Here is a 22,147-nt window from a genome sequence, read left to right as displayed (position 1 = left end):
AATACCGGGCCCGAGAGACTTTGTTCCGTAACTGAACTTAAACTGGTACGGACTTCGCTCTCCCTTTGATCTGAAAGGAACAGGCCCCTTCATGCCCCTGGCCCTGCTCGCTCTGGCCGTCGGCGCTTTCGGGATCGGCACCACCGAGTTCGTGATGATGGGCCTGCTGCCCGACGTCGCGGACGACCTGCACATCTCCGTGCCCACCGCCGGGCACCTGGTCTCGGCGTACGCGCTGGGCGTCGTCATCGGCGCCCCGCTGCTGGCCGCGGTCACCGCGCGGATGTCCCGCCGCACGGTGCTGATCGGCCTGATGGCCCTGTTCGTGGCGGGCAACGCGCTCTCCGCCTTCGCCCCCGGCTACGACTCCCTGCTCGCCGCCCGTTTCCTGAGCGGTCTGCCGCACGGCGCCTTCTTCGGCGTCGGCGCGGTCGTCGCCACGAACCTGGTGGCCCCCGAGCGCAAGGCCCGCTCGGTCTCGCTGATGTTCCTCGGCCTGACGGTCGCCAACGTCGCGGGTGTTCCGGTCGCCACACTGATGGGCCAGCACCTGGGCTGGCGGGCCACGTTCCTCGGCGTCAGCGCGATCGGCCTCGCGGCGATCGCCTCGCTGGCGGCGCTGATCCCGCACGACCACACCCACGCCGCCCCGGCCGCGGGCCTGCGCGGCGAACTGGCCGCCCTGCGGTCTCTGCCGGTCTGGCTGGCGCTCGGTACGACTGTGGCAGGCTTCGGCGCCCTGTTCGCCGCGTACAGCTACATCACGCCGATGCTGACGGGCGCCGCCGGGTACGCCGAGTCCAGCGTGACCGTGCTGCTGGCGCTGTTCGGTGTCGGCGCGACGGCGGGCAACCTGGTGGGCGGGCGCCTGGCGGACCACTCCCTGCGGGGGACGCTGTTCGGCGGCCTGGTCTCCCTGGCGGGCGTCCTGGCCCTGTTCCCGCTGCTGATGTCGACGACGTGGACCGCGGCCCTGGCGGTGGTCCTGCTGGGCGCGGCGGCCTTCATCACCGGCTCCCCGCTCCAACTGATGGTCATGGAGAAGGCGTCGGCGGCCCCGTCCCTGGCGTCCTCGGCGAACCAGGCGGCCTTCAACCTGGCGAACGCCGGGGGAGCGTGGATCGGGGGCGTCGCCCTGGCGGCGGGCTTCGGGGTCACCTCGCCGGCGCTGGCGGGGGCGGCACTGGCGGTGCTCGGACTGGGCGTTGCTGCGGTCGCGTACGCGGTGGACCGTCGGGGGGTCCCTGCCGGGGGGCGGGCGCGCGTGGTTGCTTCCCATGTCCCGAGGGAGGCGGGGGCGGTGCACCGCTGAGGGCGGCGGCGCCGCTGGGCAGGTCGGGCAGAGCCCACGCAGCATCGCCGGAATCGAGGCCACGTCGGCGAAGGCCAACTCCTTGACGAGGAAGTGCTCCTGGCGTTCGATGCCGCGCTCCGGCACGGCCGGTGCTCGCACACCACGGAGGAAACCCCGCCAGGGATTCCCTGGCGGGGTACGACCTCAGCGATCTCGATCGGTCGAGATCACTCTTGGGCCAAGGCAGCTCGAAGGTAGGCGATCAGCTCATCGGTCGGCACCTCGACCCAATCCGCTCCGGGCACCCCGAGGCGGACGTCATAGCGCGCTCCGTCCAGCTCCTGCACCAGGACCTGACGCTTCGTTGCGTCCAGCAACGGAAATGGATCCACTTGCAGGCGGACGGCACCGTGCGTGATCGATGGGAACATGTTCTTCAGTACTTCATCGGCACGGAGGCGACGCAGAAGGCTCCACTGTCTCCGGTGGAAGTCGGACGACAGAAGGCCGGACCACTGCAAAGAGGTAGGCTCTCCGTTTTCGATCGCCCGGGCGAATTCATCAAGCTCCAGGAATTCGAATCTCGCCTTCAACTCGTCGAGCGGCATCCCTTCCCGCCTTGCAGCGACGGCCTCCACGAGCAATCCGAGGTCGTCCGTCGAGCCGATTTCCCAGGCGAACCCGGGAACCCCTTCGGCGAACCCGATAATGTCGACACGCAGCCGGAACAGACGCCTCTCGGTCGCAGTGTGGACCGACAAGAAGCCCCTCGCCGTCTCGATGACACGGTCGGGCTTCATCAGATACGGGACCAGATCTGCCGGACCGGTTGAGGAACGTCATATACAAGGTCATTCAGTGTGGTGTCGGTATCGCAACAGGGAGTCGTCACGGCAAGGCTTGAGACGCTGCTGCCCTGGTATGCCTCTGCCATCCTGGCCATCCACCACCCCTGGAAGTCCAACTGAGTTCCACATCGAGGACACGACAGGGACTCCAGGCCGGCACTATTGATGAACTGCGGAAGATCGCTCCGTTTCACTTCGATGGGTCCCAGCGGGTCAGGGCACAGCTCCTCCACAAGCGTGACTGCACGGCTGATGGCCGCTTGATCGGGCTGCCGGCACGGGTCAGACGGAATGGTGTAGAGGACGGTTTCGCTCAACGGAAATCGCGGGATCTCGATGGCCTGGAGCGCAAGGGTCCACCCCCTGTTGCGGTCGCTGACTGATGTGCGCGTACGGAGTGGTCAGGCTCCGCAGGTGCGCGTCGACACTCTAGGCACAAGTGCTCTCGTATAAGTGTTCATTTTCGTGTGACGAGGGCGGTGGCGCGAGCCTTTCGGCCAGTTCGCACCAGACCGTTTTGCGGTCCGCTCCCTGATCCACGCCCCAACGCAGGGAGAGTTGGTCGACCAGGGCCAGGCCCCGGCCCGACTCGGCCGTGCCGGTGGCGGACAGGAGGACCGGCAAAGCGCGTGGGTCGGGGTCGGTGACCTCGATGCGGGTGTGCCCGCCGGGTGTGCCGGTGACGCGGACCGTCACCGGGGTCCCCTCGCCGAGGTGGTCGATCACCTTCGTCAGCAACTCCGTTGCGCACAAGCGGACTTCGAAGTCGTGTGCGCGGAGGTGGTGGCGCAGTTCCGGTACGGCCTTCGGGGCGGCGAGCAGCTCGAGTTCGAACGTCACTGCCCGGCTGCCGTCTTCCGGAGAGCGGCGACCAGTGCGTGGGCCGTCGCGGTGTTGCAGTTCCCGAGTGCGATGAGGCCGGCGGGCGGTGTGTGCGTACCGGCGAAGCTCGGGAGGTCCACGCGCAGGGAGGGCAACGTGATGCCGTGCAGGGCGAGCGCGGTGCGGAGTTCCTCCACGCAGAGGGTCACGTCGTAGGCCGAGGCCGTGGGGGAGTGGTCGGGCATGGGGTGGGGCCTTCCTCTTCCTGTGCGTTGTGTGACGAACTCCTCACAGGTTGTCGTTGAGATCGCTACCGTGAAAGGGGTTTCGCGTTCGCGAGCGGGACAGCGGAAGGTGAACGATGGTGCGACGCAAGGACATTGACGGCTCGATGAGCGTCCCGACCTTCTACGGCAAGGAGTTGCGGTGGAAGAGGGAAGCTGCGGGGATGTCGTTGGAGGCCTTCCTCGAAGGCAGCTTCTACGGCAAGACGTACCTCAGCGACATCGAGCGAGGCGAGCGCCGCATGCCGTTGGATCTGGCCCGGCATGCGGACCAAAAGCTGAACACCGATGGCTTCTTCGAGCGGAACTGCGAGGATGTGCGGAAGGCACGGCGCGCCGGTCACGCCGAGTATTTCGAGAAGGTCCTGGACGCGGAGAAGCACGCCCTGACCATCGAGGAGTGGTGCCCGATGCTCTTCCCCGGGCTGCTCCAGACGCCCGCCTACGCTCGGGCCGTCATCCTGGCGGGCCTCCCGCTGTCCGCCGACACCGAGGTGGAGGAGAAGGTCAGCGCCCGGATGGCGCGCGCCGACCTCTTCGAGGCGGACCACCACACCCCTGAGTACTGGGTGATCCTGCACGAGTCGCTGATCACCGACCCGCTCCTGGCACCCCAGGGCATGGCGGAACAGCTCGACCGAATCGTCGAGTTGGCAGAGCGCCGCCGGATCACTTCGCAGGTTCTGTTGCGGAAGTGCGTGGCGCACCCGTTCATGACTGGCTCGGCGAAGATCATGACCTTCGCCGATGCCCCGCCGCTGTTCTACACGGAGGCCCTGCACAGTGGTGACACCATCGATGATCCAGCTCTCGTGGGGGACTACCGCAAGTCGTACGATCGGCTCCGGGCCGTCGCGCTGTCACCTGAGGCGTCCCTGGACATGATCAAAGCTGCGGCAGAGGACTATCGAAATGGCAAGCGCCCGGATCGACTTGAGTGAAACGCTCTGGCTCAAGAGCAGCTACAGCAACGCAAGCGGCGGCGACTGCGTCGAAGTCGCCCACAACATCCCCGGCCTCGTCCCCGTCCGCGACTCCAAGGCCCCCCAAGGTCCCGCCCTCATCCTCACCGCCGCCGCCTGGGTGCCCTTCGTCGCCTCGCTCAAGTCAGAACCCGGCATGTGAATGTTCAGCCCGTCCGGCGTTTGAGGACGAGGCCGAAGGCCGATGGGGGTCTGGGGGCGCAGCCCCCAGGGCCGCCCGCCCCCACTCACCCGCACCGGGCTACCACCCGCACCGGGCCGACCCGTTAATCGAACCGCGAAAGATCCCGCAGCCACACCGTCGCCGAACTGTCCGACGGCGCCCGCCAATCCCCCCGCGGAGACAGCGAACCCCCCGCCGACACCTTCGGTCCGTTCGGCATCGCCGAGCGCTTGAACTGGGCGAAGGCGAAGAAGCGGCGGCAGAAGACCTCCAGCCAGTGCCGGATCTCCGGCAGGTCGTACGCCACCCGCTTGGCGTCGGGGAAGCCCGGCGGCCAGCCGCCCGTGTCCGCGTCGTGCCAGGCGTGCCAGGCCAGGAAGGCGATCTTCGACGGCCGGAAGCCGTACCGCAGGACATGGAAGAGTGTGAAGTCGTGCAGCGCGTACGGCCCGATCTTCGACTCGGTCGACTGCATCTCCTCACCCGGCACCAGCTCCGGGCTGATCTCGGTGTCGAGGATCGCGGCGAGGATCTTCCCTGTCTCCTCGTCGAACTGCCCGCTGCTGATGACCCAGCGGATGAGGTGCTGGATCAGGGTTTTCGGCACCCCGCCGTTGACGTTGTAGTGGCTCATCTGGTCGCCCACGCCGTACGTGGACCAGCCGAGCGCCAGCTCCGACAGATCACCGGTGCCGAGCACGATGCCACCGCGCTGGTTCGCCAGGCGGAACAGGTAGTCGGTGCGCAGGCCCGCCTGCACGTTCTCGAAGGTGACGTCGTACACCGGCTCACCCGAGGCGAACGGGTGCCCCATCTCCTGGAGCATCAGCCGCGCCGTCGGTGTGATGTCCAGCTCGGCCGCCGTGACCCCGAGAGAGCGCATCAGCGCGTGCGCGTTGTCCTTGGTGTGGTCGCTGGTGGCGAAGCCGGGCAGCGTCCAGGCCAGGATGTCGCTGCGCGGACGCCCCGCGCGGTCCATCGCCCGCGCGGCGACGATCAGCGCATGGGTGGAGTCCAGGCCGCCGGAGACCCCGATGACCACCTTCGGGCCGCCGATCGAGGCGAGGCGCTGCTGGAGGCCCGCCACCTGGATGTTGTACGCCTCGTAGCAGTCCTGCGCGAGCCGCTCCGCGTCGGCCGGCACGAACGGGAAGCGCTCCAGGCGGCGGCGCAGCCCCAGGTCGGTCTGCGGCGGATCGAGCTCGAAGCCGACCGTGCGGAAGTCGGCTGTCCGTGCCCGGTGCGTACGGCGGTTGTCGTCGAACGTGCCCATCCGCTGCCGCTCCTGGCGCAGCAGGTCGAGGTCGACGTCGGCGATCGCGTACTCGTCGCCGAGCGGGAAGCGTTCGGTCTCCGCCAGCAGCAGGCCGTTCTCGTAGACCATGGCCTGGCCGTCCCAGGACAGGTCGGTGGTCGACTCGCCGAGCCCGGCCGCCGCGTAGACGTACGCGGCGAGGCAGCGGGAGGACGCCGAGCGGCACAGCAGCTTGCGGTCCTCGGCCCGCCCGACCGTGATCGGACTGCCCGAGAGGTTGACCAGGACGGTCGCACCGGCGAGGGCCGCCTCCGCGCTCGGCGGCACCGGCACCCACATGTCCTCGCAGATCTCCGCGTGCAGCACCAGCCCGGGGACGTCCTGGGCCGCGAACAGCAGGTCCACGCCGAAGGGGACCTCCTCGCCGCCGACGCGGATCGACCCGCCGCGCTCGTCGGCGCCGTCGGCGATCTGCCGGCGCTCGTAGAACTCCCGGTAGTTCGGCGGATACGACTTCGGTACGACACCCAGGACCCGGCCGCGGTGCACGATCACCGCGCAGTTGTAGACCCGGTTGCGGTGGCGCAGCGGGGCGCCGACGACCAGCAGCGGCAGCAGGTCCACCGACCCGGTCACCACCTCCCCGAGCGCCTGCTCGACCTGGTCGAGCAGGGCGTCCTGAAGCAGCAGGTCCTCGATGGAGTAGCCGCACAGCACCATCTCCGGGAAGACGGCGACCGCGACCCCCTCCTCGGCGCACCGGCGGGCATGGCGCAGGACCGCTGCGGCGTTGGCACGCGGCTCGGCGATGACGGTGTGGCCCGTACACGCGGCGACGCGGGCGAAGCCGTGCTGATAGATCGACCAGAAGTTCAATTCAGGCACGCGCCCAGTGTAATCGTCAGAGCGACGCGATCGCTGGGGGCGGGGTGTGCGTCACCCCACGCACGCCGAAGGGGCGCGGGATGACCACATCCCGCGCCCCTCAGGTTGCCGTTACCGGCGGTGCCTCAGTGACCCTTGTACGACTCGACGTAGCCGTTCGCGGGCGAGCCCACGCCGGTGACGTCGTCGTAGCCCTTCACGGCCTTCAGCGAGCTGTCCTTGCCGAGGCTGCGGACCGAGGTGATCAGACCACCGGTGGCGTCATAGCCGTTGGCGAAGTCCACGCGTGCCTCCGCCAGGCCGGAGCCCGTCGGGTTGTCGGTCACGTCGTGGAACACGCTCTTGCCGTACCGGGCGTAGATCTCCGGGTTGGCGAAACCGAGCGCCTTGCCGCCGTGCGCCTCCTGGGCCAGGGCCTGGACGGCCGCGATGACCGGAGCGGCGAGCGAGGTGCCGCCGATGCGGTACTCGTCGTACGCCTGGGTCTTCCCGTCCGGCAGGGTCTGGGTCTGGCCGACCAGGAAGCCGGTGTTCGGGTCGGCGATCGCCGCGATGTCCGGAACGACGCGGTTGCCGTCGGCGCTGTTGGCCGTGGCGAGCGCGTTCGGGACGACGCCCTTCTGGTAGTACGGCTCGGCGACCGTCTTGCTGGTGCCGCCGCCCGCGCCCGAGGTGAACGCGCCGGGGAAGTTGGTCCAGCTCTTGCCGTCCGCGGACAGCAGAGCCTTCTGGGTGCCCCAGCCGGTCTCCCACTGGTACGTGTTGCCCTTGCCGACCGCCAGCGAGGTACCGCCGACCGCCGTCACCCAGGCCGAGTTGGCCGGGGTGTCGACCTGCTTCGTACCGGTGTTGGCGACCTCGTCGCCGTTGTCACCGGAGGAGAAGTAGAAGCCGATGCCCTCGACCGCGCCGAACTGGAACACCTGGTCGTAGGCGGCCGCGAGGTCCGGCGTCTGGTTGGCCTCGATGTCGCCCCACGAGTTGGAGACGATGTCGGCGAGGTGGTTGTCGACCACCTTGCTCAGCGAGTCCAGCAGGTCGTCGTCCATGCAGGACGCGGCGCCCACGTAGGTGACGTCCGCGGCCGGCGCGACCGCGTGCACGGCCTCGACGTCCAGGGTCTCCTCGCCGTACCAGCCGGCGGCGGAGCAGTCCTTGGTGTTCGTGTACTTCTTCGGCAGCACCTGGTGCAGCTGCCCGGTCGCCCACTTGGCGTCGCCGTGCTTGCCGGCGTACGTCTGCGCGTCGAACGCGATGGACGGCGAGGCGTAGGCGTCGGTGATGGCGACCTTGACGCCCTTGCCGGTGTAGCTGCCCGCACCGTAGGCGGCGCGCAGCTGCTTGCCGGTGTAGCCCTTGATCGCGTACGGGACCTTCGAACCGTAGGCGTCGGGCAGCGTGCTCGCGATGTTCGAGCCGAAGTACGACGAGAACGGCCCGGAGTTGCGGAACACGGTCTCCGGCGGCGGCAGCTGGTCGTCGTGGGTCGACTTGTGCGGCGCGTTGTCCAGGCCGGTGACGGTCAGGACGGCGCCCTTGAGACTGTCCGGGACGGAGGCGGCCTTGGCCGGCGCCCGGTAGGTCTTCGAGCCCTTGGTGTAGTTGTGCAGCTGGGTGCCGAACGCCTTCTCGGCGGCGGCCACGTCACCGGTGACGGAGACGTAGTGCTGCGTGACGCCCGTGACCTTCAGGCCCGCGGACCTCAGCCACGACTTGACCGCGGCCACCTGGGCCTTGGTCGCGCCGAATCGGGCCTGGGCCTTCTTGGCGCTCAGGTACTTGCCGTACGAGGCCGAGCTCGGGTCGGACACGGCCTTCGCGTACTCGGCGAGGCCCGCCGCGTCCTTGCCGGCCAGGTAGACCCGGAGGGAGACCTGGGCGCCGTTCGAGGTGTCGCCCTTGTCCGCCCTGGCCGTCGCCCACGCGGGCTTGGTGCCCGCGAGTGCGTCCCGGCCGGGGTTGTCCGCGGCGTGCGCCGCGGGTATGCCGAGCGCCAGCGCACCCGCGACCATGGGCAGCGTTGCTGCCATGCTCACGGCGCGCAGTTTGGCGCGGTTGGATCTCATGGAACCCCCTGCGATGCGGTTCTTCGCATGTGTGGTTGGTCGTCGCTGTGATCCGCGTAGATATCCCGCTCCGCGGCGGAGGCGCGGGCATTGGATCAAGCGATGGGGGCCACTCTTTCGATGAACCGTTCATGCCAGGGGAATGCGCAAGCCAAGAGAAACCCAAGGAACCGTCATCCGGGGTGATTTGGGGCTTTCGTTCCCGCTGGAGGGTTATGAACGCGCTTTCGCCCCGCGCTCCTTGAGCATGCCCGCCATCAGCTCGATCTCCGACTGCTGGGCGTCGACCATGCCCTGCGCAAGGCTCTTCTCCACCCCGACCTCGCACTTGGCGACACAGCCCTCGGCCATGTGGATACCGCCCTTGTGATGGGCCGTCATGAGCTGGAGATAGAAGACCTCTGCCTGCTTGCCGTTGAGGGTGCCGAGCTTCTTCATCTCGGTGTCCGTCGCCATGCCGGGCATCAGCGAGCCGTCGCCGCGCTCGGGCATGTCGCCCATGCCCATCCACGACATGGGCGGCTTCGCCGACACCTTCGGCAGCCCCCACAGGTCCAGCCAGCCCAGCAGCATGCCGCGCTGGTTGGCCTGGGTCTGCGCGATGTCGTAGGCGAGCCGCCGCACCTCCGCGTTCTTCGTCCGGTCGCGCACGATGTACGACATCTCGACGGCCTGCTGGTGATGCACCGCCATGTCCCGCGCGAACCCGGCGTCCGCGGACTCGGCGGTGGGCGTGCTCACGCCCGTGTCCGACCCGCCGTCCTCGGCGACCGCGTAGGTGATCGCGCCCGCGGCGACGAGCGCGGCCGCCGCGGCCCCCGCGATCCAGCCGATGTGCTTCTTCATGTCACATCGTCCCGCCGGTGCAGGAGGCACCCGGCTCCGGGGTCTGCTTGCCCTGCACATACGTCTCGAAGAACTTGGCGACCTTCGGGTCGTCGGCGCTCGTCACGCTCAGCTGGTGCCCCCACGCCGACAGCTCGATCGGCGAGGACTGGTTCTGGTACGGGCTCATCAGCGAGTACGGCGTCTGCTTCACCTTCGCCGCCAGTTTGTCCACGTCGGACTTCTTCGCCTTGTCGGTGTACGTCACCCAGACCGCGCCGTGCTCCAGGGCGTGCACGGCGTTCTCGTCGTGCACGGCCTTCGTGTAGACGTCGCCGTTGCAGTTGAGCCACACCTGGTTGTGGTTGCCGCCGACCGGCGGGTGCATCGGGTAGCTGACGGTCCCGGCGACGTGGTTGCGGGCCAGCTTGCCCGTCCAGGTGCGCACGCCGTCCTTGCCGGTGACGAAGTGCCCCTTGCCGTCGCCCGAGGACGTCGTGTCGCTCGCCTTGTCGTCCTTCTTGCCGTCCTGCGACTTCACGATGAAGACACCGCCGACCACCAGAGCGGCGACGACCAGCACGCTCGCGCCGATCGTCAGGATCCGGTTGCGCCGCTCGCGGGCCTGCTCGGCACGCCGCATCTCCTCTATTCGCGCCTTGCGTGCCGCGCTGCTGCTCTTCTTGGCGGTGGCCATCGCAGTGTCCTTCTGGGGGAATCGGGTGGGGAGTGGGAAAAAATGTCGATCGGGTCGCCTGATCGTAGTGGGAGACCAGTGATGTTTTGCAGACGGGGCAAGGGGAAGCCGGGTCCCGCTCGGGCGCTCATTGCCTTCTGCGGGGCCTCCCATTACGGATGTCGGTCCGAGCAGGCAAGATGGGCGGTGAGCAGTACACCCGCCGTTGGTGAGGCGTTCAGACCGCGGTCGGCCGGCCGATCATGGTCGGCAACGCGGACGAAATGCTGTTGTGGTGTGATGCTCAGGTGCCCGACCGCCTCCTGCGGGACACGGAGACAGGCGGCCTGACCAGCAAGGATGGGGAAGCGGAAGATGGACAAGCAGCAGGAGTTCGTGCTCCGGACACTGGAGGAGCGCGACATCCGGTTCGTACGGCTGTGGTTCACGGACGTGCTGGGCTTCCTCAAGTCCGTCGCCGTGGCCCCCGCCGAGCTGGAACAGGCCTTCGACGAGGGCATCGGCTTCGACGGCTCGGCCATCGAGGGCTTCGCCCGCGTATACGAGTCCGACATGATCGCCAAGCCGGACCCGTCGACCTTCCAGATCCTGCCCTGGCGCGCCGAGGCCCCCGGCACCGCCCGCATGTTCTGCGACATCCTCATGCCGGACGGCTCCCCGTCCTTCGCGGACCCGCGCTATGTCCTCAAGCGTGCCCTCACGCGCGGCTCCGACCTGGGTTTCACCTTCTACACCCACCCGGAGATCGAGTTCTTCCTGCTGAAGGACCGCCCGCTGGACGGCACGCGCCCGACGCCCGCCGACAACTCCGGCTACTTCGACCACACCCCCCAGAACATCGGCATGGACTTCCGCCGCCAGGCGATCACCATGCTGGAGTCGATGGGCATCTCGGTCGAGTTCTCCCACCACGAGGGCGCCCCCGGCCAGCAGGAGATCGACCTCCGCTACGCCGACGCCCTGTCCACGGCGGACAACATCATGACGTTCCGCCTGGTCATGAAGCAGGTGGCGCTGGAGCAGGGCGTCCAGGCGACCTTCATGCCCAAGCCCTTCTCGGAGCACCCGGGCTCCGGCATGCACACGCACCTGTCCCTCTTCGAGGGCGACCGGAACGCGTTCTACGAGTCAGGCTCGGAGTACCAGCTCTCCAAGGTCGGCCGCTCCTTCATCGCGGGCCTGCTCAAGCACGCGGCGGAGATCTCCGCCGTCACCAACCAGTGGGTGAACTCCTACAAGCGCATCTGGGGCGGCTCGGAGCGCACCGCCGGCGCCGGCGGCGAGGCCCCCTCCTACATCTGCTGGGGCCACAACAACCGCTCGGCCCTGGTCCGCGTCCCGATGTACAAGCCCGGCAAGACCGGCTCCGCGCGGGTCGAGGTCCGCTCCCTTGACTCCGGCGCCAACCCGTACCTGGCCTACGCGGTCCTGCTGGCCGCCGGCCTGAAGGGCATCGAGGAGGGCTACGAGCTCCCGCCGGGCGCCGAGGACGACGTCTGGGCCCTCTCGGACGCCGAGCGCCGCGCGATGGGCATCGAGCCGCTGCCCCAGAACCTGGGCGAGGCCCTGACCCTCATGGAGCGCAGCGACCTGGTCGCCGAGACCCTGGGCGAGCACGTCTTCGACTTCTTCCTGCGCAACAAGCGCCAGGAGTGGGAGGAGTACCGCAGCGAGGTCACCGCGTTCGAGCTGCGGAAGAACCTGCCGGTTCTCTAGATCCGGACCTCCGGCTCTCCGCTCACGGAACGCACGGGAAGGCCGCGGCGCCGATGCGCCGCGGCCTTCGTCGGCTACTGCCGCTGGGCGGCCAGGTCGGCCAGGACCTTGTGCAGGGGTTCCGTCTCCCGGCGCTTGTACTCCTGGATCGCCCAGCCGTTGCCGTCCGGGTCCTTGAAGTACATGAACGTCGCGCCGTCCTGGGGGGCGAACTGGACGGGTTCGCTGATGTCCAGGCCTCGGGCGCTGAGTTCCTCGTAGGCCGCCTTCGCGTCCGTCACACACAGCTGCATACCGTGGTACGTCCCCGGCTGCGGTGTCCCGGTCGGCACCTGCAGCCCGTCGACCAGCGCGATCGAACACCCCGAGCCGGGCGGGGTGAGCTGCACGATCCGCACCCCCTCCATCACCTCGCCGTCGAGGTCCACATGGAAGCCGACCTTGTCCCGGTAGAACTCCTTGGCCCGGTCCACGTCCGAGACCGGCAGCAGGATCACTTCGAGGCTCATCTCCATGGAGCGACTCCCTTGTCGTTGCGTCGGTCGTACGTCACTCGAATCGCCACCGCGTCTGGCTGAACGGCTCCCCCTTACCGAAGCCGAAAACGGTGCGGGGCGCCACAGAGAATACGAACGCACGCCCGCCACCGTGGTGGAACGCCCCGTCCCGCACCTCGAGGTGCCAGAAGCTGCCGTACTTCGCCTCCCACGCGGCGGCCAGCTCGCGCAGCCGGCCGTCCTCGGACACCCGCACCGCCTCGCCCTCCACCACCAGGTCGTAGCCCTTGTTCCAGCTGTTGCTGCCGGTCGTCAGCACGACATGCGGACTGGCCGCGAGGTTCTTCGCCTTGCGCTCCTCGGGACCCGTGCAGAAGTGCAGTGCGCCGTCCGCCCACACGGCGGGCAGCGGTGTCACATGCGGTCGTCCGTCCGGCCGCACGGTCGAGATCCAGAACAGCTCGGCACGCGCGAGCTGCGCCTCGGCCTCGGACCAGGCGGTCGCGGTGGCCTTCGGGTCGCTGTAGCGGGCATCGAGACGGGTCTGCGGGTCGTCGGCCGCCATGGGCTGTCACTCCTCGTACCGGAGAATCCCTACGGAAATCTCTGCGGACACCTCTACGGAGAAGAGACCCCGTCCGCCGGGCGAACTCATCGGCCGTCCGCCCCGGCGCTTGTGTCAGAGTCTCCGGTTAGGCTCGGGCCAGTACGACCTTGATCCGACAGGAGGACGGGGATGACGGTGCCCGGGCGCAGGAGCAGTACCTTCACGCGGCTGCTGCGGCACGGTTTCACCGATCCCTCCGCCGCCGAGCGGCTGCTGGACAGCGTGGAGCTCATGCACGTGCGGGACGACCCGGTGCTGCTCGACGCGCTGGGCGCGACCGCCGACCCGGACCTGGCGCTGCTCGGTCTGGTACGGCTCCTGGAGGCCCAGCCGGGCCCCACCGCGCGCCGCGAGCTGCTCGACACGCTGATAGCGGCCAAGCCGCTGCGCGACCGGCTGCTCGGCGTGCTCGGCGCGTCCGCCGCGCTCGCCGACCATCTGGCCCGGCACCCGCGCGACTGGGAGGCGCTGGTCACCTACGAGCCGCGGGACCTGCACCCGGGGGTGGAGGAGTTCGAGCGGGGCCTCGCGGAGGCCACCGACCCCGTCTCCCTGCGCGTCGCCTACCGCCGCTGCCTGCTGTCCATCGCCGCCCGCGACGTCTGCGGTACCACCGACCTCGCCGAGACCGCCGCCGAACTCGCCGACCTCGCCACCGCCACCCTGCGCGCCGCCCTCGCCATCGCCCGCGCCGCGGCCCCCGAGGACACCGCGCTGTGCCGGCTGGCGGTCATCGCGATGGGCAAGTGCGGAGGCCATGAGCTCAACTACGTCTCCGACGTCGACGTGATCTTCGTGGGGGAGGCCGTCGACGGGGCCGACGAGGGCAAGGCCCTGCGCTCCGCGACCAAGCTGGCCTCGCACATGATGCGGATCTGTTCCGAGACGACGGTTGAAGGGTCGATCTGGCCGGTCGACGCCAATCTGCGCCCCGAGGGCAGAAACGGCCCGCTGGTGCGCACCCTCTCCAGCCACCTCGCCTACTACCAGCGCTGGGCCAAGACCTGGGAGTTCCAGGCGCTGCTCAAGGCCCGCCCGGTGGCCGGCGACCTCGAGCTCGGCGAGGAGTACGTCGCCGCCCTCGAACCCCTCGTCTGGAAGGCCGCCGAGCGGGAGAACTTCGTCGCCGACGTCCAGAAGATGCGCCGCCGGGTCGTCGAGAACATCCCCGCCGCCGAGATCGACCGCGAGCTGAAGCTGGGCCCCGGAGGCCTGCGGGACGTCGAGTTCGCCGTACAGCTGCTGCAGCTGGTGCACGGGCGGGCGGACGTGGCACTGCGCAGCGGCACCACCCTGGACGCGCTGCAGGCGCTGGCGGCGGGCGGGTACGTGGGCCGGGCCGACGCCGTGCAGCTCGACGAGGCCTACCGCTTCCTGCGGTCCATGGAGCACCGCATCCAGCTGTACCGCCTGCGGCGCACGCACCTCGTGCCGGAGGACGAGGCGGACCAGCGGCGCATCGGGCGCTCGCTCGGCCTGCGCGTCGACCCGGTCGCCGAGCTCAACCGCGAATGGCGGCGACACGCGGCCGTCGTACGCCGTCTGCACGAGAAGCTCTTCTACCGCCCACTGCTCGACGCGGTCGCCCAACTCGCCCCCGGCGAGGCCCGGTTGAGCCCGGAGGCGGCCCGCGAGCGGCTGGTCGCGCTCGGGTACGGCGACCCGGCCGCCGCCCTGCGCCACCTGGAGGCGCTGGCCTCCGGAGTGACCAGAAAGGCCGCCATCCAGCGGACCCTGCTGCCCGTGCTCCTCGGCTGGTTCGCGGACTCCGCCGACCCGGACGCGGGCCTGCTCAACTTCCGCAAGGTCTCCGACGCGCTCGGCAAGACCCCCTGGTATCTGCGGCTGCTGCGGGACGAGGGCGCGGCCGCCGAGAACCTCGCCCGCGTGCTGTCCGCCGGGCGCCTCGCCCCCGACCTGCTGATGCGCGCCCCCGAGGCGGTGGCCCTGCTCGGCGACGGCGACGGCGGGGGGCTGGAGCCGCGCGAGCGCGCTCAGCTGGAGCAGGAGATCCTGGCCGCCGTCGGCCGCGCGGAGAACGCGCAGCAGGCGGTCACCGCGGCCCGCGGCGTCCGCCGCCGCGAGCTGTTCCGTACGGCCGCCGCCGACATCGTCGGCTCCTACGGCACCGAGACCCAGCCCGCCGAGGCCGACCAGGGCGCGCTGGTGGACCTGGTCGGCGGCGCGGTGTCCGACCTGACGGCCGCGACCCTGGCGGGCACGCTGCGCGCGGTGGTGCGCGACGGCTGGGGCGACACCCTGCCGACCCGGTTCGCCGTGATCGGCATGGGCCGCTTCGGAGGACACGAGCTGGGCTACGGCTCCGACGCGGACGTGATCTTCGTGCACGAGCCGTGGGAGGGCGTGCCCGAGCAGGAGGCCTCGGAGGCCGCGAACCGGGTCGTCTCCGAGATGCGGCGGCTGCTGCAGATCCCGAGCGCGGACCCGCCGCTGCTGATCGACGCCGACCTGCGGCCCGAGGGCAAGTCCGGCCCGCTGGTGCGGACCCTGAAGTCGTACGAGGCCTACTACCGCCGCTGGTCCCTGGTCTGGGAGTCCCAGGCGCTGCTGCGGGCCGAGCCGGTCGCCGGGGACGAGGAGCTGGGGCGGTCCTTCATCGAGCTGATCGATCCGCTGCGGTATCCGGCGGAGGGGCTCGGGGACGACGCCATACGGGAGATCCGGCGCCTGAAGGCCCGCATGGAGTCCGAGCGGCTGCCCCGCGGCGCCGACCCCAAGCTGCACACCAAGCTGGGGCCCGGCGGCCTGTCCGACGTCGAGTGGACCGTGCAGCTGCTGCAACTGCAACACGGCTGGGCCGAGCCGGGCCTGCGCACCACCCGCACCCGGGAGGCACTGGCGGCCGCGGCCTCGGCCGGGCTGATCTCGGTCGAGGACGCCTCGATCCTGGACGAGGCCTGGGTCCTGGCCACCCGCGTGCGCAACGCCGTGATGCTGGTGCGCGGCCGCGCGGGGGACACCTTCCCTTCGGGCGGGCGTGAACTGGCCGCGGTGGGGAGGTACTTGGGGTATGGGGACGGGCATGTGGGGGACATGCTGGACGCGTATCGCCGTACGGGGCGGAGGGCCCGGGCCGTGGTGGAGGCGCTGTTCTACGGGGCGTAGGGACGATCCGGCTGCGGGTGCGTTGTGGTTGCTCGCGCAGTTCCCCGCGCCCCTGACGGGGCGCCCCCTCAGGGGCGCGGGGCTGTGTCCATGTGCGGCTCCGCCGCGGGGCGCGACAAGCCACGATGGCGCTGCACGCGACTGATGGCCGGCACTTCCGGCAGCGCATACGGCAGCACCCCGTACCAGACGCGCGCCACCGCGAAGCCGAACGCCAGGCACAGCAGACCGCCCACCGCATCCAGCCAGAAATGATTGGCGGTAGCGACAATCACCGTCAGCGTCACCACCGGGTACAAGAGACCAAGAACCCGCACCCACGGCACCCTGGCCAGCGCGAAGATCGTCAGCCCGCACCACACCGACCACCCGATGTGCATGGACGGCATCGCGGCGTACTGGTTCGACACGTGCTTCAGGTCCCCGGAGGCCATCGACCCCCAGGTCTGGTGGACCATCACCGTGTCGATGAAGGTGCTGCCGGTCATCAACCGAGGCGGGGCCAGCGGATACAGGTAGTAACCGACCAGAGCGACACCCGTGGTCGCGAACAGCACCAGACGCGTCGCCGCATAGCGGCCCGGGTGGCTACGGTAGAGCCACACCAGCACACCCAGCGTCACCACGAAGTGCAGCGTCGCATAGTAGTAGTTCATGCCGACGATCAGCCAAGTCACCGAGTTCACGGTGTGATTGACCGACTCCTCCACGGCGATGCCGAGGTGGTGCTCCGTCCGCCACAGCCAGTCGGCATTGCGCAGCGCCTGGCCGCGCTGTTCCGGAACCGCGTTGCGGATCAGTGAGTACGTCCAGTAACTCACCGCGATCAGAACGATCTCGAACCAGAGGTGGGGTCGGCGCGGGGTACGCAGCCGGCGCAGGAATTCCGGCCCGTTGGCGGCCGTGAGAGAGTCGGGGGCGGCCGTCTGTTCACGGTCGTCCAGACTGGTCACGGTCGAGTCACCCATGGGCACAAAGTCTGCCAGAAACGCCTTCTGCGACCGATCATCCCGCGGTCGGGTTCGGCCCGCATGTTCTACAACAGACGGACGTGTGCGCCTACTCCCGACGCACTGCGCGAACTCGAGGTTTCTCCGCCCTAGGGACGAGTCCGGTCCCCAGGCGCCGAAGCGGTCGAACCACGCACCACCAGCTCCGGCATGAACACGAACTCACTGTGGGGCGCAGGAGTCCCGCCGATCTCCTCCAGCAACGTACGCACCGCCGCCTGTCCCATCGCCGGGACCGGCTTGCGGATCGTGGTCAGCGGCGGGTCGGTGAAGGCGATCAAAGGGGAGTCGTCGAAGCCCACCACCGAGACGTCCCGCGGCACTTCGAGGCCGAGCTGCCGCGCCGCCCGTATCGCACCGAGCGCCATCATGTCGCTCGCGCACACCACCGCCGTGCAGTCACGGCCGATCAGCGCGGTGGCGGCGGCCTGTCCGCCCTCCAGGGTGTACAGCGAGTGCTGGACGAGTTCCGTCTCGATCGTCTGCGTGCCCAGGCCGGTCTGGTCCTGCATCGAGCGCACGAAGCCCTCGATCTTGCGCTGCACCGGCACGAAGCGCTTGGGGCCGAGGGCCAGACCGATCCGCACATGTCCCAGCGACACCAGGTGGGTGACCGCCAGTGTCATCGCCGCGCGATCGTCGGGGGAGATGAACGGCGCCTGCACCTTCGGAGAGAAGCCGTCCACCAGGACGTACGGCACGCCCTGCGCGCGCAGCCGCTCGTAGCGCTCCATGTCGGCGGTGGTGTCGGCGTGCAGTCCGGAGACGTAGATGATGCCGGCGACCCCGCGGTCGACGAGCATCTCCGTCAGCTCGTCCTCGGTGGATCCGCCGGGGGTCTGGGTGGCGAGCACCGGGGTGTAGCCCTGCCGGGTCAGGGCCTGGCCGATCACCTGCGCCAGCGCCGGGAAGATCGGGTTCTCCAGTTCCGGGGTTATCAGGCCCACCAGGCCCTCGCTGCGCTGCCGCAGCCGCACCGGGCGCTCGTAGCCCAGCACATCGAGTGCGGCGAGCACGGACTGGCGGGTGGTGGCGGCGACGCCCGGCTTGCCGTTGAGGACGCGGCTGACGGTCGCTTCGCTCACCCCCGCCTGAGCAGCGATGTCGGCAAGCCGTGTGGTCACAGGGGTGGACTGTACCGGCCGACCGTCACTTTGCACACCAATCGGGCGCCGAGCACGAGCGGTTGCACGGCCCCGAGCGGGTTGCTGCGTCATCGCGGTCCCTCGTGTTCTGGTGGGCGCCTGGTTCGGCAAGAGCTTGCAGAGTCTTGCACAAGACTCCCACGGCCCGCTCAGCGGCTTCAATACTCGGTTGCGCGGGGGTCGAGGAGAGGTCACGAGGCGGTAACTCTCGAGCCGTCTTGCAATTTTTTGCTGCAAGACCTTTCGCGCAGCTTTCAACGCTGTTACGTTCACGTCGCCCGGCGGCGGCAACGGCGCAGTCGGCACGACAGCAGGAACGGCAGACGGGGCCGCACCTGCAAACACGGGCTTTCACCCTCAAGGAGAACTCATGCGGCGTGGCATAGCGGCCACCGCGCTGGTGGCGTCCTTCGCCCTCGCAGCGACGGCCTGCGGCGGAAGCGACAGCGGCGACAAGGCCAGCGGTCCGGTCACCATCACCTGGTGGGACACCTCCAACGCCACCAATGAGGCGCCGACGTACCAGGCCCTGATCAAGCAGTTCGAGGCCGCCAACAAGGACATCAAGGTCAAGTACGTCAACGTCCCCTTCGACCAGGCGCAGAACAAGTTCGACACCGCCGCCGGCTCCAAGGGCGCCCCGGACGTGCTGCGCTCCGAGGTCGGCTGGACCCCCGCCTTCGCCAAGAAGAGCTACTTGCTGCCGCTGGACGGCACCGAGGCCCTCAAGGACCAGAGCAAGTTCCAGCCCAGCCTGATCAAGCAGGCCCAGTACGAGGGCAAGACCTACGGCGTGCCGTTCGTCACCGACACCCTCGCCCTCGTCTACAACAAGGCCCTCTTCAAGAAGGCCGGCATCACCGAGGCCCCCAAGACCTGGGACGAGCTGAAGGCCGACGCCGCCAAGATCGACTCCAAGGCCAAGGTCTACGGCTACTGGGGCTCCACCCAGTCCTACTACGCGCAGACCTTCCTCTACGGCGAGGGCACCGACACCGTCGACGCCGGCGCCAAGAAGATCACCGTGAACTCGGCGCCCGCGAAGAAGGCCTACGGCACCTGGCTGAGCCTCTTCAAGGGACAGGGCCTGCACAAGGCCGACACCACCGCGGACGCCTACGCCCACATCCAGGACGCCTTCGTCAACGGCAAGGTCGCCTCGATCATCCAGGGCCCCTGGGAGATCACGAACTTCTACAAGGGCTCCGCCTTCAAGGACAAGTCCAACCTCGGCATCGCCACCGTCCCGGCCGGCTCCACCGGCAAGGCGGGCGCCCCCACCGGCGGCCACAACCTGTCCGTCTACGCCGGCTCGGACTCCGCCCACCAGAAGGCGGCCCTGAAGTTCGTCAACTTCATGACCTCCGCGAAGTCCCAGACGGAGATCGCCCTGAAGAACTCCACGCTGCCGACCCGCGACGACGCCTACACCGCCGAGGTCAAGGCCGACCCGGGCATCGCCGGCTACCAGACGGTCCTGTCCTCCGCCCAGCCGCGCCCCGCGCTGCCCGAGTACAGCTCCCTGTGGGGCCCGCTGGACACCGAGCTGCCGAAGATCGCCGACGGCAAGGAGTCCCTGGACAAGGGCCTGAGCAACGCCGAACTGGCCATCGCCAAGCTGGTGCCGGACTTCAGCAAGTAAGCCCCGAGTGACCGTCGGGTCCTCCCCCACTCTCGAATTCGCTCGAGCGGGGGGACCCCCACTTCCATGGGGGGACGGACCCGGCGGTCACCGGCCTGTGCCCAGCCGCCCGGCCACTTCGCACTGCCGTAGAACTTCCCAGGCCGTAGAACTCCCCAGAAGGTGTCGAACATGACAGTCGCCATCGACCGCGCCACCGGCAAACGCCACGGTGACCGCGCGCCACGGCCCGGGTTGGGCGGGCGCCTCAAGCGCAGCTACCAGAAGTACTGGTACGCGTACGCGATGATCGCCCCGGTGGTCGTCGTGCTCGGGGTCCTCGTGCTGTACCCCCTGGCGTACGGCCTGTACCTCACCCTCACCGACGCCAACAGCCTGAACACCGCGCGCACGATCGGCGTCAATCACATCGACGCCACCTACAAGTTCATCGGCCTGGACAACTACAAGGACATCCTGTTCGGCCCGCTGTCGTACGACCGCTTCTGGTCGCACTTCATCTGGACGGTCGTCTGGACGGCCCTGTGCGTCGCCCTGCACTACACGATCGGGCTCGGCCTCGCGCTGCTGCTCAACCAGAAGATGCGCGGACGCACGCTCTACCGGCTGCTGCTCATCGTGCCCTGGGCCGTGCCCACCTTCGTCACCGTCTTCGGCTGGCGCATCATGCTCTCCGACGGCGGCATCCTCAACAGCTTCCTCCACACACTGCACCTGCCGACGCCCGACTGGCTGGAGGACACCTTCTGGCAGCGGTTCGCGGCGATCATGGTCAACACCTGGTGCGGTGTGCCGTTCATGATGATCTCGCTGCTCGGCGGACTCCAGTCCATCGACGCCTCCCTCTACGAGGCCGCCGAGATGGACGGCGCGAGCGCCTGGCAGCGATTTAGGTACGTCACCCTGCCGGGCCTGAGGTCCGTCAGCTCCACCGTCGTGCTCCTCGGCATCATCTGGACCTTCAACCAGTTCGCCGTGATCTTCCTGCTGTTCGGCCCGACCGGCGCCCCGGACGCCCAGATCCTCGTCACCTGGGCCTACTTCCTCGGCTTCGGACAGCAGCCGCGTGACTTCGCGCAGTCGGCCGCCTACGGCATCCTGCTGTTGGCCATCCTGATCGTCTTCACCTCGTTCTACCGCCGCTGGCTGAACCGCAATGAGCAGCAGCTCGCGGTCTGAGGCAGGAGTTCCCATGAGTACGACCACTGTCGAAACCTCCGCCGCGGTGACCAAGGACGGCTCGGCGCAGGACCCCCGCAAGGTCCGAAACCGCGGCGAGCGCAGCCTCGCGGCGTCCCTCGCCTCCCACGGCATCCTGATCGCCGGGAGCGTCATCGCGCTCTTCCCGATCGCCTGGCTCGTCTTCCTCTCCCTCGGCCCGGACAAGGACGACTACCTCCACCCGGGCGGCATCTGGAAGAAGATGACGTTCGACAACTACTCGTTCGTCCTGCAGCACACGAGCTTCTTCGACTGGCTGAAGAGCTCGCTGATCGTCTCCCTCGGCACCACCGTGCTCGGCGTCCTCGTCGCCGCGACCACCGGCTACGCCGTCTCGCGGATGCGCTTCCCGGGCTACCGGAAGTTCATGTGGGTGCTCCTGGTCACGCAGATGTTCCCGGTGGCCGTACTCATGGTGCCGATGTACCAGATCCTGTCGGACCTCGGCCTCATCGACAGCTACCTCGGGCTGATCCTCGTCTACTGCTCGACCGCGGTGCCGTACTGCGCCTGGCTGCTCAAGGGCTACTTCGACACCATCCCGTTCGAGATCGACGAGGCGGGACGCGTCGACGGGCTGACCCCCTTCGGCACGTTCGCACGGCTGATCCTGCCGCTCGCCAAGCCGGGCCTCGCGGTCGCCGCCTTCTACAGCTTCATCACGGCCTTCGGCGAGGTCGCCTTCGCCACCACGTTCATGCTCGACGACCAGAAGTACACGCTCGCCGTCGGCCTGCAGACCTTCGTCAGCCAGCACGACGCCCAACGCAACCTGATGGCCGCCACCGCGGTGCTGATCGCGATACCCGTGTCCGCGTTCTTCTACCTCGTGCAGAAGAACCTGGTGACCGGGCTTACCGCCGGCGGCACCAAGGGCTAGAACGCCGGTTCAACAGCGCCCCGAAGGGGCGCGGGGAACTGCGCGACCAGCCACGACGGCGCCGCACCAAAACCCGAGGCGGCCGCGGTCTCCATCCGACCCCGCTGTGACCGCGGCCGCCTCGTCGTCCTCCGCACTTACGCACAACGCCCATGACCCCACCCCCTTACGTACCAAGGAC

The 22,147-nt window shown here is 68.9% G+C and carries 19 protein-coding genes; 8 read left to right on the top strand and 11 right to left on the bottom strand.

The genetic code is table 11. The features are described from left to right. Positions 1–91 precede the first annotated feature (91 nt). The gene (locus ABT254_RS43555) at positions 92–1,312 is read left to right on the top strand and encodes an MFS transporter (protein WP_351483258.1); all 1,221 of its coding nucleotides are present in this window, start codon (positions 92–94) and stop codon (positions 1,310–1,312) included. Positions 1,313–1,521: 209 nt separating this feature from the next. Here the strand turns inward: ABT254_RS43555 and ABT254_RS43550 are convergent, their stop codons facing one another. The 3 genes from ABT254_RS43550 to ABT254_RS43540 all read right to left on the bottom strand — a co-directional run bounded on the left by ABT254_RS43550 (position 1,522) and on the right by ABT254_RS43540 (position 3,209). Continuing rightward, on the bottom strand, positions 1,522–2,094 hold the full coding sequence (locus ABT254_RS43550) for a hypothetical protein (protein ID WP_351483257.1): 573 nt from the start codon (positions 2,092–2,094) through the stop codon (positions 1,522–1,524). Positions 2,095–2,571: 477 nt separating this feature from the next. Continuing rightward, positions 2,572–2,982, bottom strand: a complete 411-nt coding sequence (locus tag ABT254_RS43545) for an ATP-binding protein (protein WP_351483256.1) — start codon at positions 2,980–2,982, stop codon at positions 2,572–2,574. Continuing rightward, positions 2,979–3,209 carry a hypothetical protein gene (locus tag ABT254_RS43540; RefSeq protein ID WP_351483255.1) on the bottom strand — a complete coding sequence of 77 codons (231 nt, stop codon included), beginning with the start codon at positions 3,207–3,209 and terminating at the stop codon, positions 2,979–2,981. Before ABT254_RS43540 ends, ABT254_RS43545 begins: the two co-directional genes overlap by 4 nt. A 116-nt stretch (positions 3,210–3,325) precedes the next feature. Between ABT254_RS43540 and ABT254_RS43535 the strand changes: the two genes are divergently transcribed. Both ABT254_RS43535 and ABT254_RS43530 read left to right on the top strand, forming a co-directional pair. Further along, entirely contained in the window at positions 3,326–4,189 is an 864-nt protein-coding gene (locus ABT254_RS43535) for a helix-turn-helix domain-containing protein (RefSeq protein WP_351483254.1), read from the top strand. Continuing rightward, entirely contained in the window at positions 4,182–4,373 is a 192-nt protein-coding gene (locus ABT254_RS43530) for a DUF397 domain-containing protein (protein ID WP_450752890.1), read from the top strand. The genes ABT254_RS43535 and ABT254_RS43530 overlap by 8 nt, the downstream gene beginning before the upstream one ends. A 124-nt stretch (positions 4,374–4,497) precedes the next feature. Here the strand turns inward: ABT254_RS43530 and ABT254_RS43525 are convergent, their stop codons facing one another. The 4 genes from ABT254_RS43525 to ABT254_RS43510 form a co-directional block, all read right to left on the bottom strand. Continuing rightward, positions 4,498–6,534 (bottom strand): NAD(+) synthase, encoded by a 2,037-nt coding sequence (locus ABT254_RS43525; protein WP_351483252.1) that lies wholly within the window; start codon positions 6,532–6,534, stop codon positions 4,498–4,500. Positions 6,535–6,659: 125 nt separating this feature from the next. Further along, entirely contained in the window at positions 6,660–8,600 is a 1,941-nt protein-coding gene (locus ABT254_RS43520) for a S53 family peptidase (protein WP_351483251.1), read from the bottom strand. Between the two features lie 213 nt (positions 8,601–8,813). Beyond that, positions 8,814–9,446 (bottom strand): DUF305 domain-containing protein, encoded by a 633-nt coding sequence (locus tag ABT254_RS43515; RefSeq protein WP_351483250.1) that lies wholly within the window; start codon positions 9,444–9,446, stop codon positions 8,814–8,816. A gap of 1 nt (position 9,447) precedes the next feature. Beyond that, positions 9,448–10,122 (bottom strand): thioredoxin-like domain-containing protein, encoded by a 675-nt coding sequence (locus tag ABT254_RS43510; protein WP_351483249.1) that lies wholly within the window; start codon positions 10,120–10,122, stop codon positions 9,448–9,450. 354 nt (positions 10,123–10,476) lie between these two features. Here ABT254_RS43510 and glnA2 point away from each other — a divergent pair, with 354 nt between their 5' ends. Further along, on the top strand, positions 10,477–11,838 hold the full coding sequence (glnA2, locus tag ABT254_RS43505) for a gamma-glutamylpolyamine synthetase GlnA2 (protein WP_099934097.1): 1,362 nt from the start codon (positions 10,477–10,479) through the stop codon (positions 11,836–11,838). 74 nt (positions 11,839–11,912) lie between these two features. Here glnA2 and ABT254_RS43500 read toward each other — a convergent pair whose 3' ends face one another. Together ABT254_RS43500 and ABT254_RS43495 are read right to left on the bottom strand one after the other, a co-directional pair. After that, the gene (locus ABT254_RS43500) at positions 11,913–12,353 is read right to left on the bottom strand and encodes a VOC family protein (RefSeq protein ID WP_351483248.1); all 441 of its coding nucleotides are present in this window, start codon (positions 12,351–12,353) and stop codon (positions 11,913–11,915) included. A 34-nt stretch (positions 12,354–12,387) separates the two neighbouring features. Next, positions 12,388–12,900 (bottom strand): pyridoxamine 5'-phosphate oxidase family protein, encoded by a 513-nt coding sequence (locus ABT254_RS43495; RefSeq protein ID WP_351483247.1) that lies wholly within the window; start codon positions 12,898–12,900, stop codon positions 12,388–12,390. A 171-nt stretch (positions 12,901–13,071) separates the two neighbouring features. On the opposite strand from ABT254_RS43495, the gene ABT254_RS43490 reads away from it, so the two are divergent. Next, positions 13,072–16,068 (top strand): bifunctional [glutamine synthetase] adenylyltransferase/[glutamine synthetase]-adenylyl-L-tyrosine phosphorylase, encoded by a 2,997-nt coding sequence (locus ABT254_RS43490; RefSeq protein ID WP_351483246.1) that lies wholly within the window; start codon positions 13,072–13,074, stop codon positions 16,066–16,068. A gap of 68 nt (positions 16,069–16,136) precedes the next feature. On the opposite strand, the gene ABT254_RS43485 is transcribed toward ABT254_RS43490, so the two are convergent. Both ABT254_RS43485 and ABT254_RS43480 read right to left on the bottom strand, forming a co-directional pair. Beyond that, positions 16,137–17,036: a phosphatase PAP2 family protein gene (locus tag ABT254_RS43485; protein WP_351483245.1), complete on the bottom strand. Its 900-nt coding sequence runs from the start codon at positions 17,034–17,036 to the stop codon at positions 16,137–16,139. Between the two features lie 131 nt (positions 17,037–17,167). After that, on the bottom strand, positions 17,168–18,202 hold the full coding sequence (locus ABT254_RS43480; protein ID WP_351483244.1) for a LacI family DNA-binding transcriptional regulator: 1,035 nt from the start codon (positions 18,200–18,202) through the stop codon (positions 17,168–17,170). Between the two features lie 391 nt (positions 18,203–18,593). Here ABT254_RS43480 and ABT254_RS43475 point away from each other — a divergent pair, with 391 nt between their 5' ends. From ABT254_RS43475 to ABT254_RS43465, 3 genes are all read left to right on the top strand, one after another. Next, positions 18,594–19,865 carry an extracellular solute-binding protein gene (locus tag ABT254_RS43475; protein WP_351483243.1) on the top strand — a complete coding sequence of 424 codons (1,272 nt, stop codon included), beginning with the start codon at positions 18,594–18,596 and terminating at the stop codon, positions 19,863–19,865. A gap of 171 nt (positions 19,866–20,036) precedes the next feature. Beyond that, a complete protein-coding gene (locus ABT254_RS43470) occupies positions 20,037–21,044 on the top strand; it encodes a carbohydrate ABC transporter permease (RefSeq protein WP_351483242.1) in 1,008 nt (335 codons plus the stop codon). Between the two features lie 13 nt (positions 21,045–21,057). Next, positions 21,058–21,966 (top strand): sugar ABC transporter permease, encoded by a 909-nt coding sequence (locus ABT254_RS43465; protein ID WP_351483241.1) that lies wholly within the window; start codon positions 21,058–21,060, stop codon positions 21,964–21,966. The last annotated feature ends 181 nt before the right edge of the window (positions 21,967–22,147 follow it).

The organism is Streptomyces sp. NPDC001137, from assembly GCF_040298885.1.
Classification (GTDB): Bacteria; Actinomycetota; Actinomycetes; order Streptomycetales; family Streptomycetaceae; genus Streptomyces.
This window is presented reverse-complemented; position numbering and strand designations above follow the sequence as displayed.